A 21,432-nucleotide genomic window follows, 5' to 3' on the forward strand; every position below is an offset into this window, starting at 1 on the left:
ACATTTTTGAAATAAATCTTTGCCTCTTCCATCCTTATTGTAAGGGCTTTTTTCTTGATTTGACAATGAATAGATGTTTCGTTTTCGTCATTGTTATTGTTGACAGATTTTAATTTTGCATGTATTTTTCTCTTTCGTCGTTTGACGAAGTTCACCGCGGTCGGGCACATCCATGCGGATGGGAGCGGAGGAAAGTGCCCCTAGCCGTCGAGGTAAACGGGAAATCACAAAGCAAAACGCAGGGGGAACGCCATTTCCCCTGCGTCTCATGCCGATTTACGCGTTCTTTTTCAATTGCTCGATCAATTCATCGTATTTCGGGCTGTTTAAGAAGTTTTCGACCGATACATGGTACGCATTGGGCAACTTCGCCTTCGCCCGGTCGGTCAAGTTTTGATGGGTGACGACGATGTCGGCGTCGGCCGGAAGCTGGTTGATCGCTGTATTCGTCACTTCGATATCGAGCCCGGCCTTTTGTACTTTGTTGCGCAAAATCGATGCTCCCATCGCGCTCGAGCCCATTCCCGCATCACACGCGAACACAATTTTCTTCACGCGGCCAGGAACCGCTTGGGCCACAGTTGCCGAAGCGGCTTCTTTCTGTTGCAATGCGGCAGCCACTTGGCTCTTTTTTCCTTTCAGCTGTTCCATTTTTTCCGTTGCTTTCGTCAACTCTTCTTCCTCTTCAGATTGTTTCGCCGCTTTTAAGAAAATCGAAGCGACGAGGAACGACACCGCTGCAGCGACGAACACGCCGGCTAGCACGCCGAAATAATTCCCTTTCGGCGTCATCGCCAGCAAGGCGAAAATGCTTCCCGGCGACGGCACCGCCACCAGCCCGGCATGGAGCACCGTAAACGTGAACACGCCGCTCACGCCGCCCGCCATGGCTGCCAAAATCAAAATCGGTCGCATGAGAATGTACGGGAAGTAAATTTCATGAATCCCGCCAAGGAAGTGGATAATGACTGCCCCCGGCGCCGATTGTTTCGCCATCCCCTTGCCAAACAGCCAATACGCCAGCAAAATCCCCAACCCTGGACCAGGGTTCGTTTCCAGCAAGAACAAAATCGATTTCCCGGTTTTCGCCGCTTGTTCGACGCCAAGCGGGCTTAAAATTCCATGGTTGATCGCATTGTTCAAGAACAGCACTTTCCCCGGCTCGATGAACAAGTTCGCCAGCGGCAACAAGTGCCAATCAATGATTTTTTCCACTCCTGCCGCTAACGTTTTACTGATCACAGAAATGACCGGGCCGACTCCTTTAAAGGCGAGCAGCGTCAACACGCCGCCGACGATCCCGGCCGAAAAGTTGTTGACGAGCATCTCAAACCCTTGTTTCACTTTTCCTTGGAAGAGCCCGTCTACCTTTTTGATCACATAACCGCCAAGCGGCCCCATGATCATCGCGCCTAAAAACATCGGGATTTCCGAACCGACGACCACGCCCATCGTCGCCGTCGCCCCGACGACACCGCCGCGGACGTCGTACACCATTTTGCCGCCCGTATAGCCAATCAACAGCGGCAGCAAATACGTAATCATCGGACCGACGAGCTTCGCAAACGTCTCGTTCGGCAGCCAGCCGGTCGGGATAAACAGGGCGGTAATCAGCCCCCAGGCGATAAACGCCCCGATATTCGGCATAATCATGCCGCTCAAATAACCGCCAAACCGCTGAATCTTCACACGGAAGCCTGTTTCGTTTCCGGTTGTATGCGTCATAAAGCTGTTCCTCCTTTTTGGCTTGACTGTACCTTTATCTTAAAACGCTTACAACCGGCCCTTCAATGATAAGTAAACGCGATTTTGTCAAGGGGGTTGTTGACAGGTTTTAAAAAGGAAAAGCCGAGCGCGGCGGGCGGGGTTACGGCGTTTCTTCTGCCAACGACAACGCCTCTCGATAGAGACGTTGGGAGAGATAAAATCCATTTTCAAGCAAAGTGTCTAACAGCGGCTTGACTTCCGCTATTTTCCTGTTTTTCTTTCCCAGAATCAAAACTCCGATTGTACCGATAGGCCGTAAAAGGAATTGTTTCGACAATGATCTGGCAGCATGCTCATCAATCACAACGACTTGAGCACCAAGTTCTTTCGCTCCAATAATAACTTCTAACTCCCCGGCATGGAATTTTCCATATAAACTTTCAACAAGGCTGCGATTTTTTACATGGTATAGCCTAAACACCCCCTCGCTGACCAATCGTTTGAGCTCCTCTTTTCCATAATGGCGTGGGGCATGGTTATGAACAATTTCTTGATAGACAGCTTCCGGAACATATACTTCATCAAATAGTTCAGACAAAAGAGTCAATTGACCAACGATCGACAGACCTATAATCGGTGTAGAATTAACCGTAACCCTACTCATTGTGATCCCTATTTTCTTTGCTCAATTTTTGCACCGTGTCCCAATCATCTTTGATGTGTTCCTCCGTATATTCCATCCAAGGAATCGCCTTCGAACGCAATACATCGATAAATTCCCCTAAGGATTTTCCTGCCAATTCAGCCGCTTTCGCCAGCGTCACCTGTTTTCCAACAAACAAACCAATCGCCAATGAAAGCTTTATTTTTGCCTCAACTGTGTTGCCTTCCAATTCATTAATGGCGGGCAAAAACTCTTTCGGCAAGTTCACCTGAAAGTAGTCCATGGCCATTGAACTCACACCCTTTTTTATTTTATTCTATCACACTTCGCGCCTTTTGGATGCTGTCACGGAACGAATAGCATTTCCAAATTTTTTACTACACGCTCAACACGATAGAAATGAAACCGACTCAATTGAACACTCCCCACCCGCGCTCACGTAGAGAAGTAGGGGATTCTCGGGAACACCCTAACATACGGTAAGCTGTCAGCTAAGCCATCCCTGTGCATCCCACCGTTGAGCTTCCTCAAAAAGATCGCAATCGAAGCCCTTCCTTTGTTCTTTTGGTGCAAGGGGAAGATCGTTGGTGGAAGACGCCGGTTCATCCCCCACTTACGCTCATGCTTGGAAGTTGAGGCCTTCTCGGTTCGAGGTGATAAAAAGGGGACTGACCCAAAAGGGTAATTTTCCTTAACAAAACACAACATATTGTCTATATACGGTAATAAGAAAGGGTGTCCCGATCCTTTTGGGACACCCTCTTACAGCCTATTTTACTAATATCTCGCCGTCACCATTTTCTTTCTCGTGTAAAACTCGACGCCGTCGCGGCCGTTGGCATGAAGGTCGCCGTAAAACGAGTTTTTGTAGCCCGAGAACGGGAAAAACGCCATGGGCGCCGGGACGGCGACGTTGACGCCAAGCATGCCGGCGTCGATTTCTTCGCGGAACTGGCGGATCGCTTTGGCGCTATCGGTGTAGATGCAGGCGCCGTTGGCAAATTCCGATCGGTTGGCGATCTCAATCGCTTCGTCCAGATCGCGGGCGCGGACGACCGACAAGACCGGGGCGAAAATTTCATCCGTCCAAATCGCCATGCCTGGTTTGACATGGTCAAAAATCGTTGGACCGATAAAATACCCTTTTCCGCTTGTCGCCGAGTCGCGGCGTCCGTCGCGGACAAGGAGCGCCCCCTCTTTTTCGCCGATTTCGATGTATTTGATCGTCCGCTCTTTATGCGACTCGCGGATGACCGGGCCTAAAAAGACGCCTTTGTCGAGCCCATTGCCAATTTGGATGCGGTCGGCGGCTTCTTTGAGCCGTTCGACCAACTCATCGGCGATATCGCCGACTGCAACGACGACCGAGCACGCCATGCACCGCTCGCCCGCCGAACCNACCACTTCAACGAAAAGATAGCCGAAAACAATCGAATGGTTTTTCGCACCGGCGAGCGCCTGCACCCGCTTGCCGTGGGCGGCGGCTGTTTTGTATACATACTCGGCGACCGGCTGCGAGCCGACGAACGAAACGGCTTTAATATCTTTATGTTCTAAAATGCCGTTCACGACCTCGTGCGCCCCATGAACGATATTGAGCACCCCCGGCGGCAGTCCGGCTTCGGTGAACAGTTCAGCCAAGCGGTTGGCCAGCATGGGCGTCCGCTCAGACGGCTTCAACACAAACGTGTTGCCGCAGGCGATCGCGAGCGGGAACATCCAGCACGGCACCATCATCGGGAAGTTAAACGGCGTAATCCCGGCGACGACACCGAGCGGGTAGCGGTACATCCCCGATTCGATATCGGTCGCGATATCCGGCAGCTGTTGGCCCATCATGAGCGTCGGAATCCCGGCCGCAAACTCCACGCATTCAATGCCGCGCTGCACTTCACCGTAGGCGTCCTCATAGACTTTGCCATTTTCTAGCGTCACAAGTCTAGCGAGTTCGTCCCAATGTTCGACCAACAGCTGCTGGTAGCGGAACAAAATGCGGGCGCGACGCGGAACCGGGACTTTGCGCCATTCGCGGAACGCTTCTTTCGCGGCCGCCACCGCCGCATCCAGCTCCTCGCGCGAGGAGAGCGGCACTTTCGCCAATACTTCCCCCGTTGCCGGGTTCGGCACGATTTCTTCTTTTCCGGATGTCGAAGCGACCCATTGGCCGCCAATAAAGTTTTTCAATGTTTTTGTTTCGGTTACAGAGCTCATGAATGAAACCACCTTTCTAGTCGATCTTTCAAAAGATTGGTTCATGAACGTACACAAGAGCTATGGATGATCGGCGAGCGCTTCCTTTCGCGGAAACGGCCGGCGGGCTGAACGCTTCCAAAAAGTGGCATTCTTTGCTGTCTGTTTGCTGCTGGTCGCTGTCATGCGTCCTGCAATCGCCATCCCAGCCGCCGGACTCATTTACGAACTTACGGTTTTGGTGTCGTACTGATAGTCGTAACAATAATGGTACAATGCCACAATTTCCTCATGCGTCGGCACTTTCGGGTTGTTGGCGGGGCTGCCGCTCGCAAGCGCGTCAGCCGCCATTTTGTCCACCACCTTGTCAAACGCTGTTTTGTCAATGCCCCACGTTTTCATATTCGGGATGTGCAAATCGCGGCAAAGCTGTTTCACTTCCTCAACGAGCGCCTCAGCCGCTTCCGTATCGGAAACGTCTTTGAGCGGCGGCTTGATGATTCGGGCGATCACCGCCAATCGTTCGATGGCGCTGTCTTTTGTAAACTCAAGCACCCCCGGCAGCAACATCGCGTTCGATACGCCGTGCGGCACGTGGAAAAGCGCTCCGATCGGCCGCGACATGCCGTGCACGAGCGTCACCGAGGCGTTGGAAAAGGCCATGCCGGCCTTCATGGCCGCGATCGCCATTTTCTCCCGCGCTTCGATGTCTTGACCGTTTTCGTACGCCCGGCGCAAATGGCCGATGATCGCCTCAATGGCGGATAGAGCTAACACATCGGTCACCGGATGGGCGCGTCGGGAAATATACGCCTCAATCGCATGGCACAGCGCATCAACCCCGGTCGCCGCTGTAACGGACGGCGGGCATGAAACCGTGAGCAACGGGTCGACGATCGCCACGGCCGGAAGCAGCGCCGGCTGGGAAATCATCATTTTGACGTCTGTCTTCGTATCAATAATGACCGTCACTTTCGTCACTTCGGAACCGGTGCCGGCCGTTGTCGGAATAGCGATGAGCGGCAGCGGTTTTTCGGTAAACCGTTTCTGATTGCCGACATAGTCGCTGATCGTTCCTTCGTTCGTGATCATCACCGCCACCGCTTTGGCGGCGTCGATGCTGCTGCCGCCGCCAAGAGCGATAATGACATCGCACTGCTCGCTCCGGCAGACGTCAAGCGCTTCCTTCACATGGACATCCGTCGGCTCCGTGTCAACCCCTGTGTACTTGGCAAACGTCATCCCCACCTGTTGCAAGTATTGCTCGCAACGGGCGACAAGGCCGATTTTCTCCATCACCGGGTCGCTGACGATCAGCGCTTTCGTCCCGAGCGCTTTTGCCTGTGGGCCGACTTCGGCGAACGTATTGCGCCCATACACAACCCGGCTGGGCACCAACAATTCGTACATCGTTTCCCCTCCTTTTTTGACAACGGTTTCATTTCCTTATGAAGCAAATTCCGTGCCAACATACAAAAGACGCCATGATAAGGGGGCTGTTTCGAAACAAAAACGCGTTCACCGACAGTAAGCAGACATTTCTCCTACAATACCAGACACTTATCCAACAGAGCAACAAAAAACAACGGCTTTACCGCCGTTGCCTACAATCCGTATTTTTTCAGCTTCTCATATAACGTCGAGCGGTGAATGCCGAGCCTCCTTGCCGCTTCCGCCTTGTTTCCGCCCGCCGCCACCAGCGCCGCAGCGATGCGCTCACGTTCCGATTGATAGACCATTTCTTTCCACCGATCAGCCATCTTCACACCACCGTTTGGCAAAGACGAGGCTGCCGGTTGAACGGTCGACAAGTAAGACGGCAAGTGTTCGCGTTCTACTTTTTCCCCTTCGACCATGCTGATCAGCCATTCGACGACGTTGACCAGCTCGCGGACGTTCCCCGGCCATGAATAGTGGACAAGCACTTCCATGGCCTCTTTGGTAAACGACTTCAACGCGACGCCAAACTGCCGGCACATCCGATCCATATGGTAAGCCAACAGCGCGGGAATATCCGTTTTCCGCTCGCGCAATGGCGGAAGATGAATGCGAATGATATTCAACCGATAAAACAAATCTTCGCGAAAGGTTCCATTCCGCACCATCTCCTCGAGCGGCTTGTTCGTCGCGGCAATAATGCGCACGTCCACCTTGGTTTCGTATAGTCCGCCGACTTTTTCCACTTTCTTTTCTTCCAAGACGCGCAAAATTTTCGCCTGCATGGCAAGCGGCATATCGCCGATTTCATCCAAAAACAGCGTCCCTCCATGGGCGAGTTGAAACTTGCCGGGCTTGCCCCCTTTTTTCGCACCGGTGAACGCCCCATCTTCATAGCCGAACAGTTCCGCTTCCAACAACGACTCAGGGATGGCGGCGCAATTCACGCTGACAAACGGTCCGTCCGCATGCGGCCCAGCTTCATGGATCGCCCGCGCCACCACCTCTTTCCCCGTTCCGCTTTCACCGGTAATGAGCACCGTCGACGGCACGCGCGCCGCCCGACGAATCATCTGCTTCACAGCGGCGATCGACGGGTGGCGGCCAATGATCCGCTCGATTCCTTTCGGGGCGGAGGCGGCCGTCTCCTGTGGTTTCGCTTCTTTCTTCTCCTTCCGGCTTGCCTCACGCGACAGCTCCTGCAGGCGCCGGAAAATTTCATATACTTCCGATACCCCTTGGAAAATAAGCATCCCGATCGCCCCGATCACCTTGCCGTCCCGCCAAATCGGGATGCGGTGCACAACCATCGGCTGGCCGTAAATTTTTTGAATATATCCTCTTTCTGGAATGCCCGATTGAACACAAATGTGCAGACGGGTGTTTTCGATCACTTCCGTCACATGTTTTCCGATCGCTTCTTCCCGGCGAATGCCGAGAAACTGGCAATACGCCCGGTTGATTTCACGAACCACGCCGCCCTCATCGACGACAACCACCCCTTCGTACGCCGCATCCAGCACCGTTTTCATCGTCTCAGCCAGACGGTGCGTTTCCTCCAACTCACGCCGCAGTCGCTCGAGCTCATTCGTTGCTTTGGAATCGCTTTCGGACATTGGCATTGCAGCGCAGACGCCTTCCTGTTTCGTTTCCCACTTGTCGGAAAATGCCATCAATACTTCCCCTATCGGCATGGAACGATCGAGCCTATCCGCCGCCGCCCGCAGCATCATCCGCCACGTGCACCGCCCCACCGTCCGGCCATGCTCATCGATCACGTTCACCGACTCAAGCCCACGAGCCGCCATCCGTTGCATGACTTCTTGCAACGTTTGGCGACAAACGACGGTTGGCAAAGCACTGCAATCACTCGCCATTCCCCATTCCCCTTTCGTTCTTCCCTCTTTCCGTACCGTTCGCCGTTGGCGTGAAAAAATCCTTCTGTTCCTTCCTTGGAAATGCTGTAGAAGGATGGTGATTGAACAGGAAATACGGCTCAACAATGGGATTTCTCAAATTAGAAAGCTCCATAAAAGGCTATCTTTCTCTTCACTCGAGAACCGTTGATTTAGGAAAAATGGCTGATTTTCACCAGCCTTCTAGGGAAACACGTACCAATGACAAAAAATGGGGCTGACCCAAAAGGGTAATTTTCCTTAAACAAAACACAACATATTGTTTCTTAATGATTTGTTTTATACCTTATATGCGGTAAAAGTAAATAAGAAAGGGTGTCCCGATCCTTTTGGGACACCCTCACCTCTTTTACGCCAAAATCCCCTCAATTTTCTCGAGCACATCTTCGCTGAGCACGACATCGACCGCTTTGACGTTCTCTTCGACTTGTTCCGGGCGGCTGGCGCCGATTAAGGCGCTGGCGACGTTCGGCTGGCGCAGCACCCAAGCGAGGGCAAGCTGGGACAACGTAATGCCAAGCTCAGCCGCGATTTTTTCGAGTTGTTCCACTTTCGTTAACACTTCGTCATTGAGCAATCCTTGGATAAACGTATTCGCTCTTGGATCAGCGGCGCGGCTGTCAGCCGGCAACGCTTGACCTCGTTTGTATTTGCCGGTCAGCACCCCTTGGGCGAGCGGCGAAAAGACGATTTGACTGATGCCGTTTTGTTCGCACACCGGGATGACTTCCTTTTCAATATAACGGTGAAACATGTTGTATTGCGGCTGATTGACGACGATCCGGTCGAGCAAGTAGCGGTCGGCCACGCCGAGCGCCTCTTGAATTTGCTGGGCCGTCCATTCGCTCACGCCGACATACAGCACTTTTCCTTGGCGGACGAGATCATCGATCGTACGCAACGTCTCATCGACCGGCGTTTCTTTGTCATAGCGGTGGCAGTAGTAGATATCGACATAATCCAGTTGCAGCCGCTTTAAGCTCGCATGGAGCTGCTCAAACACATGCTTGCGCGACAGGCCGCGGTCGTTCGGGCCGTCGCCCATCGGCCAAAACACTTTCGTCGCGATGACATACGATTCGCGCGGATATTTGCGCAGCGCCTCGCCGACGATTTTTTCCGCTTCCCCGCGCGCGTAGACGTTCGCTGTGTCAAACGAGTTGATGCCAAGTTCGTACGCCTTGTCAATGACGCGGATCGCGGTTTCTTTTTCCACCGAATTTCCATATGTAAGCCAGCTGCCTAAACTAATCTCACTGACTTTCAGCCCCGTGCGGCCGAGTTTTCGATACTTCACCTTCGCTCCCCTCTCCTTTTGACGGCAATCAATGCCAAATTCTTCATGTCCTCATTATAATCCTCGATCGCTGATTTGCAAAGAGATTTGCCTTACTATTCAAAAAATGACTTCCCCTTCTTTGCGTCCATCATCGTCTTTTTCAATCGATTCACAAAATTTTTGTAGATTTCCGTAGATTTTCGTAGATGCGCATTTACAATCAATTCGAAAAACATTCACAAATTTGTCACAAAGGAGGGGGGCTATTGATTTATTTCCACCAAGTCAACAAATACTACGGCGATTTTCATGTGTTGAAAGACATTAACTTGACGATCAACCAAGGGGAAGTCGTCGTCATTATCGGGCCATCCGGTTCGGGCAAAAGCACGCTCGTGCGCTGCATCAACCGGCTCGAGACGATCTCAAGCGGCGAATTGATCGTAGACGGCATCAAAGTGAACGACAAACACATCAACATTAACGAACTGCGGCGCAATATCGGCATGGTGTTTCAACATTTCAACTTATACCCGCACATGACCGTCTTGCAAAACATCACGTTGGCGCCGCGCAAAGTGCTCGGCATGTCTGAAAAAGAAGCGAACGAGATCGCCATGTATTACTTGGAGAAAGTCGGCATTCCGGACAAAGCGAACGCCTATCCGTCCGCGCTGTCCGGCGGCCAGCAGCAGCGCGTCGCCATCGCCCGCGGATTGGCGATGAAACCGAAAATCATGCTGTTTGACGAGCCGACATCAGCACTTGACCCGGAAACGATCGGCGAAGTGCTCGATGTCATGAAGCAGCTGGCGAAAGAAGGGATGACGATGGTTGTCGTCACCCACGAGATGGGGTTTGCCCGCGAGGTGGCCGATCGCATCGTCTTTATGGATCAAGGGCGCATTTTAGAGGAAGCGCCGCCTGAGGAGTTTTTCGCGGCCCCGAAAGAAGAACGGGCGCGCGTCTTTTTAAGCCGCATTTTAAACCATTAATTCCGGTCAATCAAAGGGGGGTTTGTTCATGAGAAAGAAAGCATGGAAATGGTGGATCGCCGTCGCCTTGACGGCCTTATTGAGCGCTGTTGCTTTAACGGGCTGCAGCACAACGGACAAAGGAGAAGGCGGAACATCGTCAGAAACCGCCAAAGCGACCAATACGCTTGAAAAAATTAAACAACGCGGCAAACTCATCGTTGGCGTCAAATATGATTTGAACTTATTCGGGTTGAAAAACCCGGAAACCGGAAAAGTCGAAGGATTTGACATTGATATTGCCAAAGGGTTGGCGAAAAAAATTCTCGGCGATGAAAACAAAATTGAATTGAAAGAAGTGACGTCAAAAACGCGCATCCCGATGCTGAACAACGGGGAAATTGACGCCATTATCGCCACCATGACGATCACCGAGGAACGGAAAAAAGAAGTGGATTTCTCGGATGTGTACTTTATGGCCGGGCAATCGCTGCTCGTCAAAAAAGACAGCCCGATCAACAGCGTGAAAGACTTGAAAAAAGGCATGACCGTTCTGACAGCGAAAGGATCGACATCGGCGGAAAACATCCGCAAAGTCGCGCCGCAAGTCAACGTGCTTGAATTTGAAAACTACGCGGAAGCGTTTACCGCATTGAAAGCCGGCCAAGGCGATGCGCTTACGACCGACAACGCGCTGCTTTGGGGGATGGCCAAACAAGATCCGAACTATCGCGTCCTTGATGAAACGTTCACCGAAGAACCGTACGGCATCGCCGTCCGCAAAGGAGACAAAGAACTGCTGCAAGTCATCAACGAATACTTGAAAGAAATTAAAGAAAACGGCGAATACGATAAGATCTACGAAAAATGGATCGGCAAAAAGCCGCAACAATAACAGGCGAAACGGTGGGCGGAACAATATCCGCCCACCTGTTTGCCCAAAGGACAGGCCATGAGTCAGCGAGGAAAGGAGGCGTTTAGCCTTGTTGCGCTATTCTATTTTAGTTGAACATTGGGATTTGTACATGCAAGGGTTTGGCCATACGATCAAGGCCAGCGTGCTGGCGCTGATCGGCAGCTTGGCCCTGGGGACTATCATCGCCATTTTCCGCATCGCGCCGATTCGCCCGCTCAATTGGATCGGAACGGCGTACGTGGAATTTATCCGCAACATCCCGCTTGTGTTGATCGTCTTTGTTTTTTTTATGGGCTTGCCCGCCGTCGGCATCCGGTTTGACTCGTTTACCGCCGGAACGCTCGGACTGATGGTGTATACCGCTGCTTTTATCGCCGAAGCGATCCGCTCGGGCATTCAAGCCGTTCCGAAAGGACAAATGGAAGCGGCCCGTTCCTCCGGGTTGACCTACTTACAGGCGATGCGTTACGTCATCTTGCCGCAGGCGGTGAAAATCGTCATTCCGCCGCTTGGCAACCAGTTCATCAACTTGGTGAAAAACTCTTCGGTGCTTGGCGTCATCGCCGGATTGGATTTAATGTATTACGGCGACTTGATTTCCTCGAAAACGTTCGTCACCTTTGACGTTTATATTTTCGTCGCCTTGTTTTACCTCGTCTTAACGATCCCGCTCAGCCTTGGCGTCGGCTACTTAGAGCGCCGGCTGCTCAAGGCGCGGTAGGAAAGGAGGCCAAATGATGGATTTTGCCGGTGCTTACGCGCCCGCCCATTTGAAGTTTTTGCTTCAAGGGTTTCTCGTCACATTGGAAGTGGCGTTCATTTCGATTGTCTTGAGTTTTGTCTTTGGCATTATCATCGGAGTCATTCGCTATACGAAAATCCCGGTGCTTTCCCAATTGCTGGCCGTGCTGGTCGAAACGATCCGGAATTTGCCGCTGTTATTAATCATTTTCTTTACGTATTTCGCCCTTCCGGAAGTCGGATTAAAGCTTGATAAACTATACGCCGCCATTTCGGCCTTGGTCATTTTTGAATCGGCCATGTTGTCAGAAATCGTCCGCAGCGGCCTGCAGTCGATCGATAAAGGGCAAATCGAAGCGGCTCGCTCATCGGGGCTTACGTATGGGCAGACGCTATGGTACATCATTTTGCCGCAAGCATTGCGGCGCATGGTGCCGCCGATCGTCAGCCAGTTTATTTCCTTATTGAAAGATACGTCGCTGGCCATTGTCATTTCCTTGCCGGAATTGATGAACCATGCGCAAATCATTAACGGCCGCAACGTCAATTTTGTCATCCCGATCTTCATTCTTGTGGCGTTCATGTACTTTATCGTCAACTATTCGCTGTCGTTATTATCTCGCCGGTTGGAATACCGTCAGCGGTGATGGAACCGTATCCCCTTCTTCAGCCGGGGCATACGGTTTTTTCTTGCCATCTCTTTTCGTTAAAAAAGATCCGTTGTTTTCGCTTCCCTGTTATATAATAGAATTATAGATTAGGCCATGACTTTCACAAAGGCGGTGACGTCCACTGTTCCAAACGAAAAAAGAACCGCTTTGGCTTCTTTTGCTTTTGCTTTCTGCTGCTGCGTTTCTGGGCGAAATGAAAATGAATCCGTTTGACAGCCCGTTTCGCGTCTCACTCGGCAGCGCCGTCTTTTTTCTCGGGCTTGTCGCTTTTACTTCCCTGCCCCCGCTTGTCATCGGCGCAAGCACCGGAGCGGTGGTCGTTGGGTTTCGCGTCTTTCTTGACTCATTGACGGGCGAAATGTCCGCTTCAGAAAGTGTGCTGACCCACATTCCGGCAGCCGGGTATTATATCAGCTTTTCAGCGATGGCAGCTGCCGTTCGTTTTCGCCATCGAATGGCCACACCGATTCGAGCTGGAGTGGTTGGAGCGGCGCTCGACTTTTTTGCTAACGCCTGTGAACTAGGGATCCGGTATTGGATGGGGGAGCCGTTTGCCTTCAGCGGCCAAACAGTCATCGTCTTATGGTTATTCGCCATTTTGCGCAGTTTCTGCGTGATTGGCGTTTACAATATGTGGGTGACGAAGCATGTCCGCTCGCTCGCTGAAGCGAGAAAGCAAGAACTCGAGCGTCTCATTATGGTGAGCAGCGGATTATACGAAGAAATGTTTTACTTGCAAAAATCAATGGCTCTCATGGAAGACATGACGCGCCAAAGCTATGACCTTTACTCGCGGCTGATCGAAAGAAAACACGTTGAACCGCGCGTCGCCCTGGAGCTTGCCGAACATATTCACGAGACGAAAAAAGATATGCAACGCATTTTCGCCGGCCTTTCTAAGCTTATCGGCCGCCAATCGGTGCGCGGGCGCATTTCGATTGCCGAACTGTGCGCCATGGTCATTCGCGCCAATGAAAAATACGCCAACTTATCCGGAAAAACGATCACATTTTTGTACAACGGCCATATCGATCTCATGACCGACCAACTGTATCCGCTTCTTTCCGTGCTTAACAACTTGGTATCGAATGCCGTCGAGGCGATTGAGAAAACGGGCGCCGTCACTTTGCATGCACGTCTTCGCGGAAACGAGTTAATCATCGAAGTGGAGGATACCGGCCCCGGCATTGCGGCTGATGACATCACTTGGATTTTTCAGCCCGGATTCACAACAAAATACGACCGCCAAGGCAATCCGTCAACAGGCATCGGTCTTACCCATGCACGCGATATCGCCCAAACACTTGGGGGGCATCTACAGCTCGTCAAAAGCGAGCCGGGGCAGACGGTGTTTCGTCTTGCCGTGCCGACAGCCCACCTCCTGCAAAGCACGTCGATCACAGCCAAAATGTCCGATCACGAGGCTGACCAGCAAGAAAATGCCGTGATGTAGGCAATGGCACCCATTCTGGAACTTCCAAAGAAAGGAGAGAACAAAGGACATGGGGCTTCGCTTTTTTCTCATCGAAGACGATCCTGTCGTAAGGAAGATGTTGGAAAAGTTAATTGATGAATCCGAACTTGGCGAGGTGGTCGGCTGTGCCGAAGATGGACTGCACGTTCGCGCGGCCGACTTGCTTCACGTGGATGTGGTGCTCATTGACTTGTTAATGCCGGGGCGTGATGGCATTCAGACGATCAAGGCGTTGCGGGAAGAAGGATTTGCCGGAACCTTTATCATGATTTCTCAAGTTGAAAACAAAGAAATGATCGGCCAAGCCTATTTGCATGGCATTGACACGTACATTCAAAAACCGATCAACCGCTATGAAGTGCTGTCCGTGCTGAAACGCGTCGCCGATCACATGTCCGCCGTCCGCTCGCTCGAGTCGATCCGCCAGGTGCTCAAAGGGTTTGAGACGCAAACGGCCGATGCCGCCGTCTCCAAACCGTCCGCCATTGAGCAACAGGCGCAACAGCTTCTGCTTCTTCTTGGCGTCGCCGGCGAGGCGGGCAGCGCGGATGTGCTTCTCGTGGTGCGCTGGTTGGCCGAGCAAGAAGCAAAAGGCCTTCCCGTCCGCGAACTGCCGCCGCTGAAAGAACTGTATGCAGGACTCGTCCAGCGGGAATACGGCCTGTCTCCGACTGAAACGGCCAAGGAAGCGCGGGCGATGGAACAGCGCATCCGTCGGCTCGTCTTGCAGGCGTTCACCCATCTCGCTTCACTCGGCCTGACTGACTACACGAACCCGACGTTTGAGCATTTCGCACCTAGGCTGTTTGATTTCGGTGACATCCGTCGACGGATGAAAGAGCTCGAACGCGGCCAAGCTGAGACGGAATGCCGGATGAATGTGCGGAAGTTTTTAACGGCTTTTTTTCTCGAGCTGAAGCGCGTCTAGAAAGCTGGTGATTTAGTGAAGAAGGCTGATGGCCCCGCCTATTTTTCAATTACGGACGGACTTGCGATTCTGATCCAACGCCGTTGATTTGCGCGCGACGCCCCGTTTTTCACTAGGCTTCTAGGGGTGGGGAATCCACCATCCCCTTCACTTCACGACCCGCAAATGCGAAAAACTTGGAACTCGGGATGATGAAGTTGCGTTTCCTGTTAAATGGCCAGTCTTCTACATGATGATGGGGCTGCCTTTAGGACAGGTCAACCTTTTTCATTCCTTATGCCAACTGCGCCGCTCTTCGCTAGCAACGAATGAGACAAAACGAACGACGCTCGCTTCGCTTGTGTCAGCCGCCTGAGCCAGTTCTTTCGTCGTCATATTCGGCACGAGCTCAGCATGATCGAGAATGTAGGCGGCTACCTTTTTTTCCGCCGGTGAAAACCGTTCCATTTGCTGTTCAATTTTCGTTAAAATGCCAAGTTCATTCATCTTTTTTCTCCCTTTCCGTCCACCGTTTCATATTCATCTTATCATGGATGGGCGTCTGTTCTTCACGCCAATAAAAACTTTAATAAAAAATATTTGAATTCGAGATATATGTTTGCTATGATAATGATGTGAATATGAATCGTATGACAAGAGGAGGAAAAACGATGACAACATTTCAACTCGACAAAGCGCACAGCTCTGTCGCCTTCCAAGTGAGACATATGATGATCTCCAAAGCGAAAGGGGAATTCACCAACTTTGACGTTGAGGTGCAAGGCGACATCAACGAACTCGAGTCGCTGAACGTGAAAGCGACGATCGACGCCGCCTCGATCGATACGAAAAACGCCGACCGCGACAATCATCTCCGCTCGGCCGACTTTTTCGATGTCGAGAACTATCCAACCATTACGTTTGTCAGTGAATCCGTGCGCAAGCTTTCCGACACGGAATATGAAGTGACCGGGAAGCTGACGATCCGCGGCGTGACGAGAACGGAAACGTTCAAAGTCGAATACAACGGCCAAGTGAAAAACCCGCTCACCGGCGGCATCTCGGTCGGTTTTGATGTCGAAGGAACGATCAACCGCGAAGACTACGGGTTGGTATGGAACGTCGCGCTCGAAACCGGCGGATTCCTCGTCGGGAAAGAAGTCAAAATCCTCGCGAGCTTTGAATTCGCTCTCAGCTGAACGACCAAGCAACAAGCCCTTAGCCATTTGCGAGGCTAAGGGCTTATTGCGCTTCATTGCGCCGTATACCCGCCATCGATCACGACCGCCTGGCCGGTGACGCCTTTAGCTTGTTCTCCCTTTCACCTTTCTGCCCTATATAGATCCCGCTAACTAAGAAAACTTTGAAGTTCTTGCAACAACTCTTCAAGATTATCAGTAAACGGTGAGTGGCCCGCATTAGATAATATGGTAAACTTGGCTCTCCCGCCAAAATCATGAACAATCTCTTCCTGCATACTCTTCGTGACGACCTGATCATGCTCTCCCCAAACAACAAGCGTGGGAGCCACAATACGATCCACCTCACCTGTTCCCTTGGTTAGGCCATTATCAAAATGACTGATATTAAAATGATTCAGTGCATGGTATACGTCAAGCAAATTTCTTTGCATCAACACCTCGTCTAAGTAAACCTCATACCTCTCTGGCGAAGGCTGGTTATGCACATACATCGTTGCATTAAACAATTGCCTTAAAAAATGTTTATCCTTTCTTCGGTATGCATCAGTGATCGGAACACTGCGCAAAGGATCACGGGCGATCTCTTCTTTTGTTCTCAAGCGTTCCGTCAAAATCGGTTGCCCGCGCTCATCCACTTTGTAAAATGGATATCCTCTTGTAGAAACGGAAGCCAATAAAACCAGTTTTTCTACTTGATCCGGGTAATCAGCAGCAAATTGCATGCACACACCGCCGCCCATTGACCAGCCGACAAGGGAAAACGTTTTAAGGCCAAGCATATCGACAAATTGCTTGACGTCTTCAGAGAAATCCTTTAGTGAGTGGATCGGACGGGTGTACGATGAAATTCCTTGGCCGCGCAAATCGATAGCGTACAGCTTATACGTTTCATCCATCTGTTCAAACATCAAATCCCAATGCTTGGACGAGACCATGTTGCCGTGAACAAGGAGGACGTGTTTTTCTCCGCCTTCCCTCTCACGATAACCGATCGTTTCCCCATTGGGCAATACAACTGATTTTAGCTCTATCCGTTTCATGTTGCTTCCTTCCCTTAGAGTTGATTTTGGAAACAAATCTTTTCAGTGTCATGCAAAAATCTCTTGACCTCATCCACCAGTTGCTCATATTTTGATAAAATGATCGAGTAATGATTGGCGTCGTGAATTTCCACAAAATAACTATGTGGCAAAGAGGATGTTAATCGTTCCCATTTTTCCTTCGTCACCATAAACGTCTCCCCATCTTTAAAAGAGTCGGGAGCCCATAACAATAGAGTTGGAATATTGATGTGCTGGTAAAATCCATCAATGGATGTCTCTTTCAACATATTCAATTCCTCCATGATCGCTTGCTTACATACCTTTGAACAGACAGAACCGTCAAACCGATGCTCGACATCTGCATAAAAATATTGCTCCACATATTCGTTCCATTCATCAAAAAAAGGATTTTTCTTCATTTCGTTCAAATATGTGTCAAAATCGGGGAACACCGTATCCAGTCGGTCAATGGCTGGGCGAATTTTCACGAATACTCGTTCATCAATATTTACCCCACCATCAACAAGAATCAAGCGAGATAAACGCTGTGGATAGGTGGCAGCAAAACTGGCGCCAATTAATGCGCCAAGGGAATGTCCCATATAAATGATTTTCTCTAATCCAAGGTGGTTAACAACTTGTAAAATATCTTCAGTATGCTGGCGGATATTATAGCCGGATTTCGGCTTCTCGCTGTCGCCACGCCCTCTCAAATCGATGGCTAATACACGATAACTGTCCACCAGACGTTCCGCCACTGAATCCCAATAACGGCTGTTGGCCGTTAACCCATGGACACAAATAATTGTTTCGCCTGTACCGCCAAAATCAACGAGGTGAAGATCAATACCGTTGATTTTTATTTTTTTGTCTTTCATTAGATTCCATCTCCTTCACTTTTTCCATCCGTGGACTAAAATGTTTTTTCATACTGCGTTTTTGCAACCGAATGTACAACCGTTTGTTTTCTTTTTCTTCGATCTCTCCATTGTCCTAATGCCCCGACAATGCCTTTTGGAAAAAACATGACAGCGAGAATATACACAATTCCAAAAAAGATCATCCATCGTTCAAAAATCCAATGCACCTTTGCTAGACCCATCAAACCATGTTTCGCCAATTCGATGAGCCCTGAGCCGATGATGGCCCCGATTAAAGTGCCAACACCGCCGATGATTGTCATTAACAGCGCATCGAGCGTGATCTCAGTCGAGAAAACCGATGTATTGACAAAACGCAAACTCACTGCATATAAAATGCCGCTGAATCCGGCAAAAATGCCGGCCACCACATTGACAATCACCTTATAATAGAGCACACGGTAACCGAGAGATTCCGCGCGTGCCTCATTTTCCCGGATCGCCACTAGTACTCTTCCAAGGGGCGATTCTGTAAACCGTTGTAAACAGAAATAAGTGATCACCATAAACAAGAGGGAAATGAAATAAAAGGACAGTCGATCACGAAACGGATCTGGCACCATAAAAGTGAATCCGTCATTTCCCATCGTCAAGGACCGCCATTTTTCCGCTACTACCATCAGCAAGCCGGCGACAGCCAAAGTCAACATTGCAAAGTAATGGCTTTTTAACCTTAATGTCAGCATACCAATAGTAAAGCTGAGAATCATCGACAGCATGAGCGTCACGAGAGCGGCCAAAAACACGCCAGCCATAGTCGATTCGTCCATTCTTCTCATGAAAATAGCTAACGTATATGCACCAATCCCGAAAAACATGGCATGACCGAATGACACCACTCCCGTATACCCGAGCAGCAAATCATAACTCATCGCAAATACGGCAAAGATAAAAACTTGGCTAAACAATATAAGCAATGTTCGAGAATCATAAAGAAAAGGCAACGCGATTAGAACAAGCAACACGAACATCAACGAGACAGAACGCCTTGACAGACTCACTCTTACACCGCCCCCTGATCCCCGGCTAATCCTGACGGCTTAAACAGCAAAATCAACAGCATAATCAACATATTGACACCGACAGAAATCTCTGGTACATAATAAGCTGCAAATGAACCGGCAAGTCCAACAAGTACCGAGGCCAATACCGAACCAAGCATACTTCCCATTCCTCCGATGATGACCACAATGAACGCCAAAATTCCGTATTCCAAACCAATCCCCGAATGAATGACCCCCGAATACGGCCCAAGGAGGATGCCGGAAAGCCCGGCCATCGATGCCCCGAGAATAAACACAAACAAAAATACTTTTCGAATATTGATTCCTAACGCCTGTACCATCTCTTTATTCATCACACCAGCACGGACAATTAAACCGATCTTAGTTTTGTTTAGGAGAAGCAACAAGGCAATCCATACGATGAACCCGACCAAAATAACGAACAGCCTGTATTTAATCAATACGAAATCGCCAATCCCCCAACTCCCCGCTAAATATTCCGGTGGCTGTGCCACGATTTGATTCGGCCCCCAAAATACTTTCACCAATTCACTTAACACAAGCATAGCGCCTAAAGTGATTAAAATTTGTTGAATATGATTTCCATAAACAGGGAGAATAATGAACCGTTCCAACAAATATCCAAGAACAATCCCTGCGGCGACCGCAGCCACCATCCCGAGCAAAAAGCTATCGGTTAATGTATAGATCCAAATCCCGGCGTAAGCCCCCCAAAGAAACAGCGCCCCATGAGCAAAGTTTAGTACATCCATCAAGCCGAAAATAAGGCTGAGGCCGGCCGCAAGCAAGAAAAGCAACATGCCTGTCGCCAAGCCGTTGATGATTAAACTGAATATAATGTCCATATGATCTCACCCTCCTTGTTACGTAATCCCTAAATACTGTTGGCGCATTTCTTTGTCTTCTTTCAATTGTTCCATCCGCCCGCTATGCACCGTCCGTCCGTTGTCAATAATGTAAAAGTCATCGCCAATCGCGCTTGCCATCATAAAATTTTGTTCGACGAGAACGATTGTTCTTTTTTCTTTCAGTTGTATAATGGATTCCATGACTTTCTCAACCATGATCGGGGCAAGCCCTTTGCTTGGTTCATCAATGAGCATTAACCGACTGTCATGAATATACGCCCTCGCTAAGGCAAGCATTTGTTTTTGTCCACCACTTAAATGGCCGCCTTTTTTATGCCAAAATGTTTTTAAATCCGGGAAAAGTTTCAACACATAATCGAGCCTTTCCATATCGTTTTCATCATTTTTCCGCATGGCAATGTTTAAGTTTTCTCCTACCGTTAATCCGCTAAAAATTCCTTGATCCTCGGGAACATAGCTAATTCCTCTACGGGCGATTTCGTGAGTGGGCAGCGTATGAATCGGTTCACCATCAAAACAGATCGTGCCTTGGTTGATTTTATAGAATCCCATAATGGAACGCAATGTCGTCGTTTTGCCTGCCCCATTTCTCCCGAGCAGAACCGTTACCCTTCCTTCTTGCGCTTCAAATGATACACCTTGCAAAATGTGATATTGCTGAATAAACGTATGAACGCCTTCCACTTTCAGAAGCGCCATTTACATTCCCCCTAAGTACGCGGACTGAACTTGCTCATTTTCGATAATTTCCTCAGGCTTTCCATCAGCAAGCAGCCGCCCGTTAAAAAGCACCATAATCGTATCCGATAAATCGAGAACCATGTCGATTTTATGTTCGATTAATAAAACCGTTCGATTTCCTTGTTCTTTAATTCTTTTAATAACCTCCAGAATTTTCGGAACTTCCTCAAGAGACATGCCCGCCGTCGGCTCATCTAAAAGAAGCAGCTCTGTCTCTAGTGCAAGCAGCATGGCGATTTCTAGCTTCCGCTTTTCTCCATGTGCAAGGTGAGCGGCCAATTCACCCGCTTTATGGTTCAAAAGAACGAGCTCCAGCCATTCATATGTCTTTCTTTCTATTTCTTTGAAACGCTTCACATGCGAAAACCAGTTAAAATAAACTTTCTCCTTCGATTGAACAGCAAGGCGGACATTTTCAAAACAAGTTAGATGGGGAAAAATGTTTGTAATTTGAAATGATCGTCCAATGCCTTTTCTTGTCCTTAATGCAGGAGACAAGTTCGTGATATCTTCTCCTTTGAAGAAAACACGTCCGTATGTTGGTTTTAACTGTCCGCTTAACAAATGAAAAAACGTTGTTTTTCCCGCCCCGTTCGGACCGATAATCGACTTTAACTGGTGCTGTTCGACTTGGATGCTAACATCGTCCACAGCCACATGATCTCCGAAACAAACCGTCAATTGTTTCGTTTCCAAAATCGTTCCCACTTTCCCAGCTCCCCTCTCATTTCAGGGAGGCGGAGGTTGGCTGATCAG

The 21,432-nt window shown here is 49.9% G+C and carries 20 protein-coding genes and 1 pseudogene; 7 read left to right on the forward strand and 14 right to left on the reverse strand.

Annotated features, from left to right (window positions below; all coding sequences use genetic code 11):
• Positions 1-276 precede the first annotated feature (276 nt).
• The 7 genes from T260_RS131955 to T260_RS131925 form a co-directional block, all read right to left on the reverse strand.
• On the reverse strand, positions 277-1,725 hold the full coding sequence (locus tag T260_RS131955; RefSeq protein WP_014196028.1) for a PTS mannitol transporter subunit IIBC: 1,449 nt from the start codon (positions 1,723-1,725) through the stop codon (positions 277-279).
• Between the two features lie 142 nt (positions 1,726-1,867).
• Positions 1,868-2,371 (reverse strand): PIN domain-containing protein, encoded by a 504-nt coding sequence (locus T260_RS131950; protein WP_021322439.1) that lies wholly within the window; start codon positions 2,369-2,371, stop codon positions 1,868-1,870.
• Positions 2,364-2,639, reverse strand: a complete 276-nt coding sequence (locus T260_RS131945) for a UPF0175 family protein (protein WP_223813678.1) — start codon at positions 2,637-2,639, stop codon at positions 2,364-2,366. Before T260_RS131945 ends, T260_RS131950 begins: the two co-directional genes overlap by 8 nt.
• Before the next feature lie 509 nt (positions 2,640-3,148).
• Entirely contained in the window at positions 3,149-4,582 is a 1,434-nt protein-coding gene (locus T260_RS131940; protein WP_023633755.1) for a CoA-acylating methylmalonate-semialdehyde dehydrogenase, read from the reverse strand.
• Between the two features lie 201 nt (positions 4,583-4,783).
• Positions 4,784-5,971, reverse strand: coding sequence for an iron-containing alcohol dehydrogenase (locus tag T260_RS131935; protein WP_023633756.1), 1,188 nt, complete (start codon positions 5,969-5,971; stop codon positions 4,784-4,786).
• A gap of 194 nt (positions 5,972-6,165) precedes the next feature.
• Positions 6,166-7,875 (reverse strand): sigma-54-dependent Fis family transcriptional regulator, encoded by a 1,710-nt coding sequence (locus T260_RS131930; RefSeq protein WP_023633757.1) that lies wholly within the window; start codon positions 7,873-7,875, stop codon positions 6,166-6,168.
• A gap of 388 nt (positions 7,876-8,263) precedes the next feature.
• Complete coding sequence (locus T260_RS131925) at positions 8,264-9,211, reverse strand: aldo/keto reductase family protein (RefSeq protein WP_013523972.1); 948 nt, start codon at positions 9,209-9,211, stop codon at positions 8,264-8,266.
• Positions 9,212-9,459: 248 nt separating this feature from the next.
• Here T260_RS131925 and T260_RS131920 point away from each other — a divergent pair, with 248 nt between their 5' ends.
• From T260_RS131920 to T260_RS131895, 6 genes are all read left to right on the forward strand, one after another.
• Positions 9,460-10,188, forward strand: coding sequence for an amino acid ABC transporter ATP-binding protein (locus T260_RS131920; protein WP_013145090.1), 729 nt, complete (start codon positions 9,460-9,462; stop codon positions 10,186-10,188).
• 28 nt (positions 10,189-10,216) lie between these two features.
• On the forward strand, positions 10,217-11,062 hold the full coding sequence (locus tag T260_RS131915; RefSeq protein WP_011231463.1) for a glutamate ABC transporter substrate-binding protein: 846 nt from the start codon (positions 10,217-10,219) through the stop codon (positions 11,060-11,062).
• An 88-nt stretch (positions 11,063-11,150) separates the two neighbouring features.
• Positions 11,151-11,804: an amino acid ABC transporter permease gene (locus T260_RS131910; protein ID WP_014196037.1), complete on the forward strand. Its 654-nt coding sequence runs from the start codon at positions 11,151-11,153 to the stop codon at positions 11,802-11,804.
• Positions 11,805-11,820: 16 nt separating this feature from the next.
• Entirely contained in the window at positions 11,821-12,471 is a 651-nt protein-coding gene (locus T260_RS131905; RefSeq protein ID WP_023633758.1) for an amino acid ABC transporter permease, read from the forward strand.
• Positions 12,472-12,694: 223 nt separating this feature from the next.
• Positions 12,695-13,948: a sensor histidine kinase gene (locus T260_RS131900; protein WP_236620422.1), complete on the forward strand. Its 1,254-nt coding sequence runs from the start codon at positions 12,695-12,697 to the stop codon at positions 13,946-13,948.
• A 49-nt stretch (positions 13,949-13,997) separates the two neighbouring features.
• A complete protein-coding gene (locus T260_RS131895; RefSeq protein ID WP_023633760.1) occupies positions 13,998-14,897 on the forward strand; it encodes a response regulator in 900 nt (299 codons plus the stop codon).
• 315 nt (positions 14,898-15,212) lie between these two features.
• Here T260_RS131895 and T260_RS131890 read toward each other — a convergent pair.
• A pseudogene (locus T260_RS131890) lies at positions 15,213-15,383 on the reverse strand (MurR/RpiR family transcriptional regulator); the annotation flags it as partial.
• A 164-nt stretch (positions 15,384-15,547) separates the two neighbouring features.
• Here T260_RS131890 and T260_RS131885 point away from each other — a divergent pair.
• Positions 15,548-16,075, forward strand: a complete 528-nt coding sequence (locus T260_RS131885; RefSeq protein WP_014196045.1) for a YceI family protein — start codon at positions 15,548-15,550, stop codon at positions 16,073-16,075.
• Between the two features lie 149 nt (positions 16,076-16,224).
• On the opposite strand, the gene phaZ is transcribed toward T260_RS131885, so the two are convergent.
• From phaZ to T260_RS131855, 6 genes are read right to left on the reverse strand one after another with little or no spacing between them, the layout of a single operon-like run.
• Entirely contained in the window at positions 16,225-17,118 is an 894-nt protein-coding gene (gene phaZ, locus T260_RS131880) for an intracellular short-chain-length polyhydroxyalkanoate depolymerase (protein WP_023633761.1), read from the reverse strand.
• 14 nt (positions 17,119-17,132) lie between these two features.
• Entirely contained in the window at positions 17,133-17,999 is an 867-nt protein-coding gene (locus tag T260_RS131875) for an alpha/beta fold hydrolase (protein WP_020279045.1), read from the reverse strand.
• A gap of 35 nt (positions 18,000-18,034) precedes the next feature.
• On the reverse strand, positions 18,035-19,012 hold the full coding sequence (locus T260_RS131870; RefSeq protein ID WP_050582821.1) for a branched-chain amino acid ABC transporter permease: 978 nt from the start codon (positions 19,010-19,012) through the stop codon (positions 18,035-18,037).
• A 32-nt stretch (positions 19,013-19,044) separates the two neighbouring features.
• The gene (locus tag T260_RS131865; protein ID WP_015375059.1) at positions 19,045-19,911 is read right to left on the reverse strand and encodes a branched-chain amino acid ABC transporter permease; all 867 of its coding nucleotides are present in this window, start codon (positions 19,909-19,911) and stop codon (positions 19,045-19,047) included.
• 18 nt (positions 19,912-19,929) lie between these two features.
• A complete protein-coding gene (locus T260_RS131860; RefSeq protein ID WP_015375060.1) occupies positions 19,930-20,634 on the reverse strand; it encodes an ABC transporter ATP-binding protein in 705 nt (234 codons plus the stop codon).
• Positions 20,635-21,384, reverse strand: coding sequence for an ABC transporter ATP-binding protein (locus tag T260_RS131855; RefSeq protein WP_015375061.1), 750 nt, complete (start codon positions 21,382-21,384; stop codon positions 20,635-20,637).
• Positions 21,385-21,432: the final 48 nt, after the last annotated feature.

Origin of the sequence: Geobacillus thermopakistaniensis (assembly GCF_000498995.1) — a bacterium.
In the GTDB taxonomy this organism is placed as follows: domain Bacteria; phylum Bacillota; class Bacilli; order Bacillales; family Anoxybacillaceae; genus Geobacillus; species Geobacillus thermoleovorans.

Excerpts from the sequence above, each read along its gene's own strand:
- T260_RS131950 (WP_021322439.1), bottom strand. The coding sequence starts at position 2,371 with ATGAGTAGGGTTACGGTTAATTCTACACCGATTATAGGTCTGTCGATC.
- T260_RS131875 (WP_020279045.1), bottom strand. The coding sequence starts at position 17,999 with ATGAAAGACAAAAAAATAAAAATCAACGGTATTGATCTTCACCTCGTT.
- T260_RS131885 (WP_014196045.1), top strand. The coding sequence starts at position 15,548 with ATGACAACATTTCAACTCGACAAAGCGCACAGCTCTGTCGCCTTCCAA.
- T260_RS131955 (WP_014196028.1), bottom strand. The coding sequence starts at position 1,725 with ATGACGCATACAACCGGAAACGAAACAGGCTTCCGTGTGAAGATTCAG.
- T260_RS131905 (WP_023633758.1), top strand. The coding sequence starts at position 11,821 with ATGGATTTTGCCGGTGCTTACGCGCCCGCCCATTTGAAGTTTTTGCTT.
- T260_RS131930 (WP_023633757.1), bottom strand. The coding sequence starts at position 7,875 with ATGGCGAGTGATTGCAGTGCTTTGCCAACCGTCGTTTGTCGCCAAACG.
- T260_RS131865 (WP_015375059.1), bottom strand. The coding sequence starts at position 19,911 with ATGGACATTATATTCAGTTTAATCATCAACGGCTTGGCGACAGGCATG.
- phaZ (WP_023633761.1), bottom strand. The coding sequence starts at position 17,118 with ATGAAACGGATAGAGCTAAAATCAGTTGTATTGCCCAATGGGGAAACG.
- T260_RS131860 (WP_015375060.1), bottom strand. The coding sequence starts at position 20,634 with ATGGCGCTTCTGAAAGTGGAAGGCGTTCATACGTTTATTCAGCAATAT.
- T260_RS131935 (WP_023633756.1), bottom strand. The coding sequence starts at position 5,971 with ATGTACGAATTGTTGGTGCCCAGCCGGGTTGTGTATGGGCGCAATACG.
- T260_RS131870 (WP_050582821.1), bottom strand. The coding sequence starts at position 19,012 with ATGTTCGTGTTGCTTGTTCTAATCGCGTTGCCTTTTCTTTATGATTCT.
- T260_RS131915 (WP_011231463.1), top strand. The coding sequence starts at position 10,217 with ATGAGAAAGAAAGCATGGAAATGGTGGATCGCCGTCGCCTTGACGGCC.
- T260_RS131895 (WP_023633760.1), top strand. The coding sequence starts at position 13,998 with ATGGGGCTTCGCTTTTTTCTCATCGAAGACGATCCTGTCGTAAGGAAG.
- T260_RS131900 (WP_236620422.1), top strand. The coding sequence starts at position 12,695 with ATGAATCCGTTTGACAGCCCGTTTCGCGTCTCACTCGGCAGCGCCGTC.